This is a genomic window from Streptomyces sp. HNM0575 (assembly GCF_012726265.1).
Taxonomy (GTDB): Bacteria; Actinomycetota; Actinomycetes; order Streptomycetales; family Streptomycetaceae; genus Streptomyces.
Window position 1 is genome coordinate 252750 of sequence record NZ_JAASAG010000011.1, and the last position, 14633, is coordinate 267382.

Sequence of the window (14633 nt, forward strand, 5' to 3'; positions counted from 1 at the left end):
GCCGGAGCGCCCGAGGCGGCCGAGTCCGGGGGAGCCGGAGCGCCCGAGGCGGCCGAGTCCGGGAGAGCCGAGTCCGGGGAATCCGGAGCCCGGGGGGAGCCGGGGCGCCCGATTGGGCCGAGTCCGGGGGAGCCGGAGCCCGGGATAGCCCTCCGGGACAGCCGTACCCCGACGGAGCCGGGGCCCGTGAGGGCCCCCACGTATCAGGAACGCACAGCGCCAGCGCCAGCGACCACGCGAGGAAACCCGACATGACCAGCACCGTCGTCACGAACATCCGCACCCTGGTGACCAACGACCCCGCCCTCGGCGACGGCGGACCCCTCGGCATCGTCGAGAACGCCGCCGTCGTCCTCGACGGCGAACGCGTGGCCTGGGTGGGTGCCGCCGCCGACGCCCCCGCCGCCGACTCCGCGCACGACGCGGCCGGACGCGCCGCGCTCCCCGGCTACGTCGACTCCCACTCGCATCTGCTCTTCGGCGGTGACCGCACCGCCGAGTTCAACGCCCGTATGTCCGGCCGCCCTTACACCGCGGGCGGCATCCGTACGACCGTCGCCGCGACCCGTGAGGCGACGGACGGCGAACTCGCACGCAACCTGGCCCGCTTCCTCGACGAGGCCCGCCGCCAGGGCACCACGACGATGGAGACCAAGTCGGGTTACGGGCTCACCCCCGAACAGGAGTCGCGCGCGCTGCGCGTGGCCGCCGCGCACACCGACGAAGTCACGTACATGGGCGCCCACATCGTCGCCCCCGAGTACGCCGACGACCCGGCCGCCTATGTGGAGCTCGTCACCGGGCCCATGCTCGACGCCTGTGCCCCGCACGCCCGCTGGATCGACGTCTTCTGCGAGAAGGGCGCCTTCGACGGCGACCAGGCCCGCGCCGTCCTCACCGCGGGCCTGGCGAAGGGACTCACGCCCCGCATCCACGCCAACCAGCTCTCGCAGGGCCCGGGCGTCCAGCTCGCCGTCGAACTCGGCGCCGCCTCCGCCGACCACTGCACACACCTCGACGACGCCGACGTGGACGCCCTCGCCAACGCGGACGGCACCGTCGCCACGCTGCTGCCCGGGTGCGAGTTCTCGACGAGGGCCGTCTACCCGGACGCACGCCGGCTGCTGGACGCGGGCGCCACGGTCGCGCTCTCCACGGACTGCAATCCGGGTTCGTCGTTCACGTCGTCGATGGCCTTCTGCGTCGCGATCGCCGTACGCGAGATGGGGATGACCCCGGACGAGGCCGTCTGGTCCGCCACGGCGGGCGGCGCCCGCGCCCTGCGCCGCACCGACGTCGGCCGCCTCAGCCCGGGCGCTCTCGCGGACCTGACCCTGCTGGACGCCCCGTCCCACGTCCACCTCGCCTACCGCCCGGGCGTCCCCCTCACCACCCACGTCTGGCACCACGGCACCCTGGTCACGCCCTGAACCCCGAAAACGGCCCTCCGGCCCCTGGCCCCCCGGCCCTCGCGTCGCAACGTCCGTACGACGACGAAGCGGGCCGTCCCGGTGTCTTCCGGGGCGGCCCGCTCGCGGGTCGTGTTCGGGGTGCCGTGCCGCGCGAGGCGGGTCACTCTTCGACCATCAGGCCCTTGCGCAGTCTGTTCAGCGTGCGCGACAGGAGGCGTGAGACGTGCATCTGGGAGATGCCGAGCTCTTCGCCGATCTCGCTCTGGGTCATGTTGGCGACGAAGCGCAGCGAGAGGATCGTGCGGTCGCGCGCCGGGAGTTCGGCGATCAGCGGCTTGAGGGACTCGACGTACTCGATGCCCTCGAGGCCGTTGTCCTCGTAGCCGATGCGGTCCGCGAGGGCGCCCTCGGTGTCGTCCTCCTCGGGCTGCGCGTCGAGCGAGCTGGCGGTGTAGGCGTTGCTCGCGGCCATGCCCTCGACGACCTCCTCGACGGAGATGTCGAGGCGCTCGGCCAGCTCCTCCATCGTCGGCGCGCGGTCGAGGTTCTGGGCGAGTTCGTCGCCGGCCTTCGCCAGGTCGAGGCGCAGCTCCTGGAGCCGCCGCGGCACGCGTACCGACCAGGACGTGTCACGGAAGAAGCGCTTGATCTCGCCGACGATCGTCGGCATCGCGAACGTCGGGAACTCGACACCGCGTTCAGGCTCGAAGCGGTCGATCGCCTTGATCAGGCCGATCGTGCCGACCTGGACGATGTCCTCCATCGGCTCGCTGCGCGAACGGAACCTGGAGGCCGCGAACTTGACCAGGGCCAGGTTGAGTTCGACGAGCGTGTTGCGTACGTAGGCGAACTCGTGAGTGCCCTCGTCCAGCTTCTCCAGACGCTTGAAGAGGGTCTTCGACATCGCTCGCGCATCGACCGGGCCCACCTCGTCGTAGGGCGGGATCTCCGGGAGCTGGAGCTGGTCGAAGATCTCCTCGACCGCTTCCTGGCTCGTGGGTTCCGGCACCTGGCCCAGGCCGAGCTGCTCGGTGCCTAGCTGCTCCGCGCCGAGCTGCTCCGGTACGAGCCGGCCCGTGCCGAGCTGTTCCGGAACGACCGGGTCGGTGGGGGCGTCCGGTATCCCCTGGTCGAGCCTGGGTGACATGGTGGTGTCCTCCATCATCTCGGCATCTGGCTGCCGAAGCCGTGACGTGCACTACGAAGGTGCGGCGCCTCCAAAGCCGACGTGTTTCTGTATTCCTATACGCCTACCCGCTCGCGTACGGGCATGGCAAGTGCTAAATGTCCGAATTTGCCCCAATGTGTGGGTTGTTCGTCTACCGGTACTGCCGGTGAGGGCGTAGGGTTCGAGTCGGTTCACGGGGGCAGAAGAGACGGCGCTTTTGCGATCAAGAGGGGTGTGCATGGACCGCGGGATGCCCGGCAGCACGAGCCGGGGTCGGCTGACGGTCGACGTACGGCACCAGGCGGGCAGTGCCGTCGTGACGCCCGAGGGTGAACTCGACCACCACACCGCGGACCTGTTCAGCGATGCGCTGGAGCGGGCGCTCGCGGACGGCGGCAGCAGGCTGGTGGTGGACTGCGCGGGGCTGGAGTTCTGCGACTCCACCGGCCTCAATGTCCTGCTCGGCGCCCGGCTCAAGGCCGAGGCCGCCGGCGGCGGCGTACACCTCGCCGGGATGCGGCCCGTGGTCGCCCGGGTCTTCGAGATCACGGGCGCGGGTGCGGTGTTCACCCTCCACGACGACCTGGACGCGGCCCTCGCCAATGTGGCGGAGGCGTGATGCGTATCACGCCGGATGTGTACATGGCGCAACACGCGAGTTACACGCGTCACATCAGGAGGTCCGCATCAGTGGGTGTTCTCACGGGCCCGTAGGGCAGGAGATTCTCTGAGCCAGCCACATGGGGAGTCAGAACACTCGCGAATCGCCCGCCGCCGCGGCGCCGGGCGACGAGAGGCACTATCGGTGATCGGTGAGGTGAACCGCTGATGAGCACCACCCGGCCGTCTCCGGCGGGCGACTGCGGTCCGGAGCCCGAGGGCACCGCGACGGCGGCCGCGTCCGGGGCCGGGAGCGCCGGGGGCGGGGCCATGACCGGTGGGTCCGGCGTGTCATCGTCCGCGTCACCGTCCACGTCCGCTTCCCCGTCCACCTCCTCATCGTCCGCCTCCTCGTCGACCTCGTCGTCCGCGGCATCGTCCGCGCCGGCGGCTGCCTCGGCGGCCGCTGCCGCCGCCGGCGGCCCGGAGCAGTCGTCCGATGCGCCCGGCAAGGCGGCTCAGGCCGATCAGCCGGGCGACTCCGGCCAGGCCGTACAGGAAGAGACCGGGAAGGGTCGTCCGATGCGCCAGGTGCGCAGGCTGCGCCTGGTCGGCGTCGCCGGTGCCGTTCCCCGTGCCCGTGACTTCGTACGCCAGGCGCTCCAGGACTGGGGATGGCTGCCGGCCGCGACGGGCGACCAGCGCGCCGCCGCCGAGGATGTCCTGCTGGTCGTCTCGGAGTTGGTGACGAACGCGTGCCTGCACGCGGACGGGCCGGAGGAGTTGCGCGTGGGCAGCGGCTCCGAGGTGCTGCGGCTGGAGATCGTGGACCAGGGCAGCGGCTCCCCGTCGCCGCGTACGCCGCACCGTGCCGGACGCCCGGGCGGGCACGGCATGTTCATCGTGCAGCGGCTCTGCCTGGACTGGGGCGTCGTACGCAATCCGGAGGGCATGGGCAAGACGGTCTGGGCCGAACTGGCCGCGCCGGGCTGAGAGATGAGGACCGGCCTAGACTTGGGCGACCTGAGACCTCGGGCCGGGCTGAGCGAGCCCGAGCCGGGCGCCTCGCGCCCTCGTGTCCGGGCCTCCGACCCCGCCGCTCCCCGCGCCCCGCCGTCAGCCGTCCAGCGCGCCGATCGTCGCCACCGACGGCCCCCGCCGGGCCCGCAGTTCACGCGAGACCGCTTCCGCGTCGCCCAGCACCCGCACCGCGTTCCGCCACGTCAGCTTCGCGAGATCCTCCTCCGACCAGCGGCGGCGCAGCAGTTCGGCGACGAGGTTCGGATAGCCGGAGACGTCCTCCAGCTGTGCCGGTACGAACGCCGTCCCGTCGTAGTCGCCGCCGATGCCGAGATGGTCGATGCCCGCGACCTCGCGCATGTGGTCCAGATGGTCCGCGACGGTGCCGGCGTCGGCGACCGGACGGGGATGCTCCGCCTCGTACGCGCGGTGCAGGCGCATCGCCTCTTCGCTCGTGTCCAGCGGATGCAGGCCGTGCGCCCGCATGTTGTCATCCGCGCCCTTCGTCCACGCGACCGCCTCCGGCAGCACGAACTTCGGTACGAAGGTCGCCATCGCCACGCCGCCGTTGCGCGGCAGCGACTCCAGCACGTCGTCGGGGACGTTGCGCGGGTGGTCGCACACCGCTCGCGCCGAGGAGTGCGAGAAGATCACGGGCGCCTCGCTCGCGCGCAGCGCGTCCCGCATCGTGGAGGGCGCGACGTGGGACAGGTCGACGAGCATCCCGGCCCGGTTCATCTCCCGTACGACCTCCTCGCCGAAGCGGGTGAGGCCGCCGTGGCGCGGCTCGTCGGTCGCCGAGTCCGCCCAGTCGGTGTTGTCGTTGTGGGTGAGCGTCATGTAGCGCACGCCCAGCTCGTGCAGGGCGCGCAGCGTGGCGAGGGAGTTGGCGATGGAGTGGCCGCCCTCGGCGCCCATCAGCGAGGCGACGCGGCCCTCGGAGCGAGCGTCCTCCACGTCGGCGGCGGTGAGCGCGAGCCGCAGGTCCGCCGGGTGTGCCGCCGCCAACTGCCGTACGACGTCGATCTGTTCGAGGCACGCGCTGACCGCCGCGTCCCCGGCCAGCTCGCAGCTCACGTACACCGACCAGAACTGGCCGCCGACGCCGCCCGCCCGCAGCCGCGGGATGTCGGTGTGCAGATGGGCCGACTGGTCGCGGGAGACGTCGCGGCGCGCGATGTCGTAGGAGACCTGCATGCGCAGCGCCCACGGCAGATCGTTGTGCCCGTCCAGCACGGGGTGTTCGGCGAGCAGTTCACGCGCGCGGGCCAGCCGCTCCTGCGCGCCGGACGCCTCCGCCCCGGACTCCCCGGTCCCGGAGTCCCCGGCCCCGGACTCCCCGGTCCCGGCCGCCGTCATCAGCCGCCCCCGAAGCCGAAGCCGGTCCTGCCCGCCTCGACCTTGCTGCGCAGCCGGCGGCCCTTCTCGGTGGCCTCCTCGTTCAGCTGCTCCTGGAACTTCCGCATGCGCTCCCGCAGTTCGGGATCCTGCGCCGCGAGCATCCGCACGGCCAGCAGCCCCGCGTTGCGCGCACCGCCGACGGAGACCGTCGCGACGGGCACGCCCGCGGGCATCTGCACGATGGACAGCAGCGAGTCCATGCCGTCGAGGTACTTCAGCGGCACCGGTACGCCGATGACCGGCAGCGGAGTCACCGACGCGAGCATGCCCGGCAGATGGGCCGCGCCGCCCGCGCCCGCGATGACGACGCGCAGTCCGCGTTCCACCGCCTCCTCGCCGTACGCGACCATCTCGCGCGGCATGCGGTGCGCCGAGACGACGTCCGCCTCGTATGCCACCTCGAACTCGTCGAGCGCCTTGGCTGCTTCCTCCATGACCGGCCAGTCGGAGTCGGAGCCCATGACGAGGCCGACGAGCGGGGTTCCATTCGTCATTCGGTGATCGTTCCTCGCAGGTATCCGGCGGCGTGCGCGGCGCGTTCGCGTACATCGGCCAGGTCGTCGCCGTAGGTGTTGACGTGGCCGACCTTGCGGCCGGGCTTCACGTCCTTGCCGTACATGTGGATCTTCAACTGCGGGTCGCGGGCCATGCAGTGGCGGTACGCCGAGTACATGTCCGGATAGTCGCCGCCCAGCACGTTCGCCATCACCGTCCAGCGGGCGCGCGGGCGCGGATCACCGAGCGGCAGGTCGAGCACGGCGCGCAGATGGTTGGCGAACTGCGAGGTGACGGCGCCGTCCTGGGTCCAGTGACCGGAGTTGTGCGGGCGCATCGCCAGCTCGTTGACCAGGACGCGTCCGTCGCGCGTCTCGAAGAGCTCGACGGCCATGTGACCTACGACGCCGAGCTCCTGCGCGATCCGCAGCGCCAACTCCTGCGCCTGTACGGCCTCGTCGCCGGGGAGTCCGGGCGCGGGCGCGATCACCGTGTCGCAGACGCCGCCGACCTGGATCGACTCGACGACGGGGTAGGCCACGGCCTGACCGTGCGGCGAGCGCACCACGCAGGCCGCCAGCTCGCGCACGAAGTCGACCTTCTCCTCGGCGAGTACGGGCACTCCCGCCTTGAAGGGCACGGCCGCCTCGTCGCGGTCGCGCACGACCCAGACGCCCTTGCCGTCGTAGCCCCCGCGCACGGTCTTCAGCACGACGGGCACGGGGAAGGCGGCGCCCGGGCCGGCGTCCGCACCCGCGGCCGCCTCCCGTTCCCGGTCTCCGTACCCGTCCCCGCCGCCGTCGTCGTCGTCCCCACTGGAGACCTCCCGCGCGAAGGCCGCGACGTCCGCCGGGTCCGCCACGATGCGGTGCCGCGGGCAGGGCACGCCCAAGGCGTCGAGCCGCTCCCGCATGACGCCCTTGTCCTGGGCGTGCACCAGGGCGCCGGATCCGGGCCGTACGGCCACGCCGTCCGCCTCGAGCGCGCGCAGATGCTCCGTGGGCACGTGCTCGTGGTCGAAGGTGACCACGTCGCAGCCCCGCGCGAAGTCGCGCAGCGTGCCGAGGTCGCGGTAGTCGCCGACCACGACGTCACGGACGACCAGCGCTGCGGAGTCCTGCGGGGTGTCCGAGAGGAGCCTGAATCCGACGCCGAGCGGAATGCCCGCTTCATGGGACATACGGGCTAGCTGGCCGCCACCGACCATGCCGACTACGGGGAACGTCACAACCTCAGCGTATCCGTACGGCGTCTACCCCCGTGCGTGGTGGGTGACCGGCAGCAGAGACCCACGGCGCGCGGCACGGACCGCCGCACGGCTCGCACGGGCGGTGTCCGCGCCGACGCGCCGCCGGTGGCCCGCCCGCCACGGGCCCGGCTCGGCCGCACTGCGGGAGCGGAGCGGCGCTGGTTAGCATGTGGCGCGGGGGACGGACGACGACGACCGGAACGGGGAAGCCGCACTATGGGTGACTGGAGCGCAGCGCGCACGCTGAGAGGCCTGCGCACCAGGCTCGAACGCCTCTTCCGCGAGGTCGCGAAGTTCGGCGCCGTCGGGGCGGTCGGCTTCCTGATCAACGTGGCCGTCTTCAACCTGTGCATCCACACGCTCCAGTTGGCGCCCATCCGCTCCGGCGTGATCTCCCAGGTCCTCGCGATCGGCACCAACTACCTCGGCAACCGCTACTGGACGTACCGGCACAGCGACAAGCGCCGCATGCACCGCGAGACGGTGCGGTTCTTCTTCTTCAGCGGCATCGCGCTCGTCATCGAGAACGCCGTGCTCGCCGTCTCCCACTACGGCATGGGCTACACCTCGCCGCTCGCCGACAACATCGCGAAGAACGTCATCGGCCTCGGCATCGGCACGGTCTTCCGCTTCTGGACCTACCGCACGTGGGTCTTCGTCTCCGGTTCAGGCCGCGTCCTCGCCGGCTCCCGCTCCGCGGACGGTCTCCCGGCTGAGGAAGAGCGCGAAAACCGGCGGGCGGTGCTGAAGTAGCTCCAGCCGTCCGCCGTCCGCCTCCGCGAGATCGCGGGCCACGGCGAGCCCGAGGCCGGTGGAGTTGTGGCCGCTGACGGTCCGTTCGAAGACCCGCGAGCCCAGCTCCGGGTCCACGCCGGGGCCCTCGTCCGTCACCTCCACGACGACCTGGTTCCCGGTGACGCGGGTGCGCAGCGCGACTCGTCCCGCCCCGTGCATCAGGGAGTTCTCGATCAGCGTGGCCAGTACGCCGGCGACCGCGCCCGGTGTGCCCACGGCCTTCAGACCCGGCTTTCCGGAACGTACGATCGCCCGCCCCGCGCTGCGGTACGCCGGCTTCCACTCCTCCGTCTGCTGCTTGATCACCTCGTCGAGGTCGAAGCCGACGGCCGAATCGGAGCGCGGATCCCGGGAGTTGGTCAGCAGCCGCTGCACGACGTCCGTGAGGCGCTCGACCTGGGCCAGCGCGATCGTCGCCTCCTCCTTGACGGTCGCGCGGTCCTCCGGGTCGTCGGTGTCGGATGTGGCGATGATCTCCTCCAGCCGCATCGACAGGGCGGTCAGCGGCGTGCGCAGCTGGTGCGAGGCGTCCGCGGCGAGGCGGCGCTCGGCGGTCAGCATCCGCCCGATGCGGTCGGCGCTGCCGTCCAGCACGTCGGCGACGCGGTCCAGTTCGGGCACGCCGTAGCGCCGGTGCCGCGGCCGCGGGTCGCCGGAGCCGAGCCGCTCGGCGGTCTCGGCGAGGTCGGTGAGCGGAGCGGCGACGCGGTGCGCCTGCCGTACGGCGAGGATGGCGGCGGCGGCGACGGCGAGCAGCGCCACGGCGAGGATGATCAGCAGCGTGCGGCCCAGCTCGTCCTGCACCGAGCTGTATCCCTGCCGTACGGTGATCCGCTCGCCGTGCGCCCCGCTCTGCGACGCCTCGATGACCTTGCCCTCGGGGCGTTCGCCCAGCGTGATGGCCTTCTTGCCCGGCACCTCGATGCGGACGTGCCGGTTGTGCGGCACGGCGTTGTCCATGGTCGCCGGGGAGACCTTCTCGCCGGCGACGATGCGGCTCTCCACGACGGAGACCAACTGCACGGCCTCGGACCGCACGTTGTCGCGGGCGCTGTTCTCGATGGAACGCGACTCCACGAGGACGAGCGAGATCCCGAACACGGCGACGACGACGAGCACGACGGCGAGCGTCGAGAGAATCAGCCTGCGCCGCACGTGCAGCCCTCCACGCCGTACGCCCTCAGCTCTTCTCGAAGCGGAATCCGACGCCCCGCACGGTGGCGATGTAGCGCGGATTGGCGGCGTCGTCGCCGAGCTTCTTGCGGAGCCAGGAGATGTGCATGTCCAGGGTCTTCGTGGACGACCACCAGGTGGTGTCCCAGACCTCGCGCATCAGCTGGTCGCGGGTGACGACGCGGCCCGCGTCCCGCACCAGCACGCGCAGCAGGTCGAACTCCTTGGCCGTCAGCTGGAGTTCCTCCTCGCCCATCCACACCCTGTGCGAGTCGACGTCGATGCGCACACCGTGCGTGGCGGCGGGCGGCGCAGGCGGCTCGGCGGCGGTGCCGCGCCGCAGCAGCGCGCGTACGCGGGCCAGCAGCTCGGCGAGCCGGAACGGCTTGGTCACGTAGTCGTCGGCCCCCGCGTCGAGACCCACGACGGTGTCCACCTCGTCGGCGCGTGCGGTGAGGACGAGCACCGGGAACGCGTGGCCCTCGTTGCGCATCCGGCGGCAGACCTCCAGGCCGTCCATCCCGGGCAGCCCGAGATCGAGGACGACCAGGTCGATGCCGTCCTTGAGGCCCGCGTCGAGGGCTCCGGGGCCGTCCTCGCGCACCTCCACCTCATAGCCCTCACGGCGCAGCGCGCGGGCGAGGGGTTCCGAGATCGCGGCGTCATCCTCGGCGAGCAGTACTCGGGTCATGGCCCGATGGTAGTCCTCGTCGCCGAGGGCAAGGCCGGTCCCTGCCAACCAGCGCGGATCATCGGAGATGCGAACTCGTTACCTTCGGATTGGCAGGGAATTTACGCCTTGTGCCTGTGATCCTGCTCCCAAACCCTTCCGTTGCGGGCGCCCCCCTGACGTATGGTGAGCTGGCTTCCGGCGTGATCACCCAGGGGGCGGCGCCCCGGCGGAGACCAGTGCGGCGGTGATCCTGTGTCGTCGGCCAGCCGGGCCCCTGCGCCCGTGGCCGGCCGGTCCGGCGGCGGACTTCCGCCAAGGGCGGCGGGCGAGCACACGCACGAGCCGGCCCCGGCCCGCCGGACTCAGGACGTACGTCCGCAAAGGGCCCGCCCTTGCCTCCCGGCCTCGGGACCGTGCGGCGGAAGCGGCACCACAGCCACATGTCCCCAGCGCCGGGCCCTGCCGTGTGAGAAGCACGCGGGGCTCCCGTACGAAGGCAGCACCCCGCCCGCGTACGGCACCGGCCCCCTTCTCACACAGCGAGGAACCCCCCACATGGCCTCCACAGCAACGTCCGAGGACGCGGCGCAGCATCCGCCCGCGGCCGACGGCAAGACCTTCTTCGGTCACCCCCGCGGTCTCGCCACCCTGTTCATGACCGAGATGTGGGAGCGCTTCAGCTTCTACGGGATGCGCGCCCTGCTCGTCCTCTATCTGACGGCCGCCGCGTCCGAGGGCGGCATGGGCATGGCCTCGGCTACCGCAGTGGCGCTCTACTCCGTCTACAACGCGACCGTCTACCTGATGGCGATGCCGGGCGGCTGGCTCGGCGACCGCGTCTGGGGCCCCCGCAAGACGGTCTCCATATCCGCGTTCGTGATCATGATCGGCCACGCGCTGCTGGCGGTGGGCGTCGACGCCCTCTTCTTCCTCGGCCTGGTCTTCATCGGCGTCGGATCCGGCCTGCTGAAGGCCAACATCTCCACGATGGTCGGCCACCTCTACGCGGGTCCCAACGACCCCCGCAGGGACGGCGGATTCACCGTCTTCTACATGGGCATCAACCTGGGCGCCTTCGCCGCACCGCTGCTCATCGGCTGGGCGGGGCAGAAGATCAGCTGGCACCTGGGCTTCGGGCTGGCCGCCGTCGGCATGGGCCTGGGCCTGGTCCAGTTCCTGATCGGCACCCGGCACCTCGCGCCCGAGTCCAGCGTCGTACCGCAGCCGCTGGACACCACCGACCGCAACAAGGCGATCCGCAACACCGTGATCGCCGCCGTCGTCGCGGCCGTCTTCTACGCGGCCGTGGTCCTCGGCGACCTCTTCACCATCGACTGGGTGCTGTGGCCGCTGAGCATCGCCGGCCTCGTGCTGCCCACGTACTACTTCGTGCGGATGCGGCGCGACAGCGAGGTCACGGACGACGAGCGGAAGAAGCTCACCGGCTACATCTGGTTCTTCGTCGCGGCGGCGATCTTCTGGATGATCTTCGACCAGTCCGGCTCGACGCTGAGCCTCTTCGCCGAGAAGAGCACCTCGACCGACCTGTTCGGGATCGACTTCCCGACGAGCTGGTTCCAGTCGGTCAACCCGCTGTGGGTGATGGTCATCGCTCCCGTGCTGGCCGCCCTCTGGGTCAAGCTCGGCAGCCGCAACCCGGCCACCACGACCAAGTTCTCCCTCGGCCTGATCGGCATCGGCGTCTCCTTCGGCGTCATGATGCTGGCCATCGCCGCGGCCGACGGCGGCTCCAAGGTCACCCCGCTGTGGCTGATCACCGTCTACCTGCTCCAGACCGTCGCGGAGCTGTGCCTCTCCCCGGTCGGGCTTTCGGTGACCACGAAGCTCGCGCCCGCCAAGTACGCGAGCCAGCTGATGGGCGTGTGGTTCCTGGCGGTCACCGCCGGCGACTGCGTCTTCGCGATCGTCCAGCTGGTGGTCGGCGACGCCGCGAGCAGCACCACGGGCTTCGCCGTGCAGGGAGTGATCGCGGCGCTCGCGGGCTTCGCGTTCCTCGCCGCCCGCAGGAAGGTCAACCCGCTGCTGGGCGCCGTGAAGTAGCGCCACGGCGGCGGCCCGAGCGGCAGCCGCACCGTGGCCCCGGTTCCCCATCGCGCGGAGCCGGGGCCGCCGTACGTATGACCTCCGGCGTCCCGCCACGGGCGCACACGGGGAGTGCTGTTGCGGCCCCTCACGGGGGCACCGACGCTGGTTGTGTGCGCAGCCTCCCCTTCCTGCTGGTCACGTGCCTGGCACTGCTGCTGTGCACGTCACAGGTGGTACGGGACGTCCCGGAGCGCGCGGGGGCCGCGAGGCACGGGGAGCAGGGACCCGGCGTTCAGGAGCAGGGAACTCAGGAGTCCGGCGCGCAGGAGTCCGGCGCTCAGGGGCCCGGCGCTCAGGGGCACCGCGGCCGAGCCGGTGCCCGCGGGCACACGGCCCGCGGACCGGGCGTGGAACAGCACGCGTACTCATACGGACCGCTGCCGCGCCAGCGCCTCGTCGCCTACAGCGATCCGAACCCGGCACGTCCCGGACCCCGCCGCACCGGTCTCCTCGTCGTGCACGGCGGCTTCTGGTACCAGCAGCGCTCGGCCGGCTGGAACCGCTGGGCCGGGCGGATCGCCGCCGCCGGTCCCGCCGTCTTCAGCCTCGACTACCGCCGCAACACCGATGCCCCCTGGCCGGCCCAGCGCGACGACGTGCTGCGCGCCCTGCGCTGGATCAGGCACCGTGCCGACCGCTTCGGCCTGGATCCGCAGCGGATCGTGCTGCTGGGCTCCTCCGCGGGCGGGCAGGTCGCGGCCGCCGCCGGTACGTACGGGGCGGGGCGGCGGCACATCGCGGGTGTCGTGGCGCTCTCCCCGGTCGCCGATCCGTACCGCGCCTGGCGCACCCCGCGTGCGGCGGACGGCGACCGCGCGGGCCTTGCGGTGCTGAGGGCGAACGCGGAGCGGCTTGCGGGCTGCGATCCGTCCGCCGCAGGCGCCGCGCGAAAGCATGCCGAGGGCCCTGTGCGCGGTCCGGCCCGGGAGCGCGAGCGAGCCCGGAGCCCCGAGGCGTGCCTGCGGGTCTGGCGTGACATGTCGGCCGCCGGGCGTGCCTCCGGCGCCGACGATCCGCCGATGCTGCTCGTCCACTCCCGCCACGACTTCGTACCCGTGGCGCACTCCCGCGCGGTGCGCGACGCGGAGGTGCGGCACGGCATGGCCGCGGACGACGTCACCGTCATGACCGTGCCGGGCGACAAGCACGGCGGCGGGCTGCTGACCTCGCCGGGGGTGGAGCGGACGGTGCTGAGCTGGATCGCGGCCCGTACGACGCCCGCTCCGGCGCCGTACGGCCGCATCCACCGTTGAACGGCCCGCGGACGGGACCCGCGGACGGCGCCGCGGGCGGCCGGGCCTACGGCAGGTTGCGGGACATCACGACCCGCTGCACCTGGTTCGTGCCCTCGTAGATCTGCGTGATCTTGGCGTCGCGCATCATCCGCTCGACGGGGTAGTCCCGGGTGTATCCGTAGCCGCCGAGCAGCTGGACCGCGTCCGTCGTGATCTCCATCGCCGCGTCCGAGGCGTAGCACTTGGCAGCCGCGCCGAAGAAGGTCAGGTCCTCGTCGGGGCCGCCCAGGGCGATGCGCTCGGACTTGGCCGCGGCCGCGTACGTCAGCTGACGTGCCGCCTCCAGCTTCATCGCCATGTCGGCGAGCATGAACTGCACGCCCTGGAAGTCGCCGATCGGCTTGCCGAACTGCTTGCGCTCCGCGACGTATCCCTTGGCGTAGTCGAGGGCGCCCTGCGCGATGCCGAGCGCCTGGGCCGCGATCGTGATGCGGGTGTGGTCCAGGGTCTTCATCGCGGTGGCGAAGCCGGTGCCCTCCTCGCCGAGCAGCCGGTCGGCGGGGATGCGCACGTTGTCGAGGTAGACCTCGCGGGTCGGGGAGCCCTTGATGCCGAGCTTCTTCTCCGGGGCGCCGAAGGAGACCCCCTCGTCGTCCTTCTCCACGACGAAGGCGGAGATGCCCTTGGTGCGCTTGTCGGGGTCGGTCACCGCCATGACCGTGTAGTACTCGGAGACGCCGGCGTTGGTGATCCAGCGCTTCACGCCGTTGAGGACGTAGTGGTCGCCGTCCCGTACGGCCTTGGTCTTCATGCCGCCGGCGTCAGATCCTGCGTCCGGCTCGCTCAGGCAGTACGAGAACATCGCCTCGCCCGCGGCGAGCGGCGAGAGATACCGCTTCTTCAGCTCCTCGGAGCCGGAGAGGATCACGGGCAGCGACCCGAGCTTGTTGACCGCCGGGATCAGCGACGACGAGGCGCACACCCGGGCGACCTCCTCGATGACGATGACGGTCGCGAGCGCGTCGGCACCGGCGCCGCCGTAGGCCTCCGGGACGTGCACGGCGTGCAGGTCGTTGGCCTCCAGCGCGTCCCGGGCCTCCTGGGGGAAGCGGGCCTCCTCGTCCACTTCGGTGGCGAAGGGCGCGATCTTCGCCTCGGAGAGGGCGCGCACCGAGTCCCTGAGCATGTCGTGCTCTTCGGACGGCCGGTAGAGACCGAAGTCAGCGGCTGCGCTTTTTCCCGATGGCGCCAAGGTTTCTCACTCCTCATCAGCTGTGCTGTGCGGTACGGCGAGGGCTCCGTGCTA

Annotated in this window: 12 protein-coding genes and 1 pseudogene; 6 read left to right on the forward strand and 7 right to left on the reverse strand. The window is 71.7% G+C overall.

Annotated features, from left to right (window positions below):
* Positions 1 to 251 precede the first annotated feature (251 nt).
* Positions 252 to 1430: an imidazolonepropionase gene (gene hutI, locus HCC61_RS25005; protein WP_169139059.1), complete on the forward strand. Its 1179-nt coding sequence runs from the start codon at positions 252 to 254 to the stop codon at positions 1428 to 1430.
* A gap of 142 nt (positions 1431 to 1572) precedes the next feature.
* Here hutI and HCC61_RS25010 read toward each other — a convergent pair whose 3' ends face one another.
* Positions 1573 to 2574 (reverse strand): RNA polymerase sigma factor SigF, encoded by a 1002-nt coding sequence (locus HCC61_RS25010; RefSeq protein WP_169139061.1) that lies wholly within the window; start codon positions 2572 to 2574, stop codon positions 1573 to 1575.
* Positions 2575 to 2818: 244 nt separating this feature from the next.
* On the opposite strand from HCC61_RS25010, the gene HCC61_RS25015 reads away from it, so the two are divergent.
* Complete coding sequence (locus HCC61_RS25015) at positions 2819 to 3199, forward strand: STAS domain-containing protein (protein WP_169139062.1); 381 nt, start codon at positions 2819 to 2821, stop codon at positions 3197 to 3199.
* 566 nt (positions 3200 to 3765) lie between these two features.
* Positions 3766 to 4173, forward strand: a pseudogene (locus HCC61_RS30935) (ATP-binding protein); the annotation flags it as partial.
* 123 nt (positions 4174 to 4296) lie between these two features.
* Here HCC61_RS30935 and HCC61_RS25025 read toward each other — a convergent pair.
* Genes HCC61_RS25025 through HCC61_RS25035 form a run of 3 tightly spaced genes read right to left on the reverse strand, consistent with a single transcriptional unit; the run spans position 4297 to position 7303 of the window.
* Complete coding sequence (locus tag HCC61_RS25025; protein WP_169139066.1) at positions 4297 to 5559, reverse strand: dipeptidase; 1263 nt, start codon at positions 5557 to 5559, stop codon at positions 4297 to 4299.
* Positions 5559 to 6095, reverse strand: a complete 537-nt coding sequence (purE, locus tag HCC61_RS25030) for a 5-(carboxyamino)imidazole ribonucleotide mutase (RefSeq protein WP_169139068.1) — start codon at positions 6093 to 6095, stop codon at positions 5559 to 5561. Before purE ends, HCC61_RS25025 begins: the two co-directional genes overlap by 1 nt.
* Positions 6092 to 7303: a 5-(carboxyamino)imidazole ribonucleotide synthase gene (locus tag HCC61_RS25035; RefSeq protein WP_169139219.1), complete on the reverse strand. Its 1212-nt coding sequence runs from the start codon at positions 7301 to 7303 to the stop codon at positions 6092 to 6094. Before HCC61_RS25035 ends, purE begins: the two co-directional genes overlap by 4 nt.
* 258 nt (positions 7304 to 7561) lie before the next feature.
* Here HCC61_RS25035 and HCC61_RS25040 point away from each other — a divergent pair, with 258 nt between their 5' ends.
* Positions 7562 to 8098, forward strand: a complete 537-nt coding sequence (locus HCC61_RS25040; protein ID WP_169139070.1) for a GtrA family protein — start codon at positions 7562 to 7564, stop codon at positions 8096 to 8098.
* On the opposite strand, the gene HCC61_RS25045 is transcribed toward HCC61_RS25040, so the two are convergent.
* Positions 8012 to 9295: a HAMP domain-containing histidine kinase gene (locus tag HCC61_RS25045; protein ID WP_169139072.1), complete on the reverse strand. Its 1284-nt coding sequence runs from the start codon at positions 9293 to 9295 to the stop codon at positions 8012 to 8014. The genes HCC61_RS25040 and HCC61_RS25045 overlap by 87 nt on opposite strands.
* Before the next feature lie 25 nt (positions 9296 to 9320).
* Complete coding sequence (locus HCC61_RS25050; protein ID WP_169139074.1) at positions 9321 to 10004, reverse strand: response regulator transcription factor; 684 nt, start codon at positions 10002 to 10004, stop codon at positions 9321 to 9323.
* Positions 10005 to 10541: 537 nt separating this feature from the next.
* Here HCC61_RS25050 and HCC61_RS25055 point away from each other — a divergent pair.
* Both HCC61_RS25055 and HCC61_RS25060 read left to right on the forward strand, forming a co-directional pair.
* Entirely contained in the window at positions 10542 to 12047 is a 1506-nt protein-coding gene (locus tag HCC61_RS25055) for a peptide MFS transporter (RefSeq protein ID WP_169139076.1), read from the forward strand.
* A 155-nt stretch (positions 12048 to 12202) separates the two neighbouring features.
* Positions 12203 to 13345 (forward strand): alpha/beta hydrolase, encoded by a 1143-nt coding sequence (locus HCC61_RS25060; protein ID WP_169139078.1) that lies wholly within the window; start codon positions 12203 to 12205, stop codon positions 13343 to 13345.
* 46 nt (positions 13346 to 13391) lie between these two features.
* On the opposite strand, the gene HCC61_RS25065 is transcribed toward HCC61_RS25060, so the two are convergent.
* On the reverse strand, positions 13392 to 14579 hold the full coding sequence (locus HCC61_RS25065) for an acyl-CoA dehydrogenase (RefSeq protein ID WP_277349091.1): 1188 nt from the start codon (positions 14577 to 14579) through the stop codon (positions 13392 to 13394).
* Positions 14580 to 14633 lie beyond the last annotated feature (54 nt).

Bases quoted from the DNA above. Each gene is read 5' to 3' on its own strand.
- hutI (WP_169139059.1), top strand. From the start codon at position 252: ATGACCAGCACCGTCGTCACGAACATCCGCACCCTGGTGACCAACGAC.
- HCC61_RS25010 (WP_169139061.1), bottom strand. From the start codon at position 2,574: ATGGAGGACACCACCATGTCACCCAGGCTCGACCAGGGGATACCGGAC.
- HCC61_RS25015 (WP_169139062.1), top strand. From the start codon at position 2,819: ATGGACCGCGGGATGCCCGGCAGCACGAGCCGGGGTCGGCTGACGGTC.
- HCC61_RS25025 (WP_169139066.1), bottom strand. From the start codon at position 5,559: ATGACGGCGGCCGGGACCGGGGAGTCCGGGGCCGGGGACTCCGGGACC.
- purE (WP_169139068.1), bottom strand. From the start codon at position 6,095: ATGACGAATGGAACCCCGCTCGTCGGCCTCGTCATGGGCTCCGACTCC.
- HCC61_RS25035 (WP_169139219.1), bottom strand. From the start codon at position 7,303: ATGGTCGGTGGCGGCCAGCTAGCCCGTATGTCCCATGAAGCGGGCATT.
- HCC61_RS25040 (WP_169139070.1), top strand. From the start codon at position 7,562: ATGGGTGACTGGAGCGCAGCGCGCACGCTGAGAGGCCTGCGCACCAGG.
- HCC61_RS25050 (WP_169139074.1), bottom strand. From the start codon at position 10,004: ATGACCCGAGTACTGCTCGCCGAGGATGACGCCGCGATCTCGGAACCC.
- HCC61_RS25055 (WP_169139076.1), top strand. From the start codon at position 10,542: ATGGCCTCCACAGCAACGTCCGAGGACGCGGCGCAGCATCCGCCCGCG.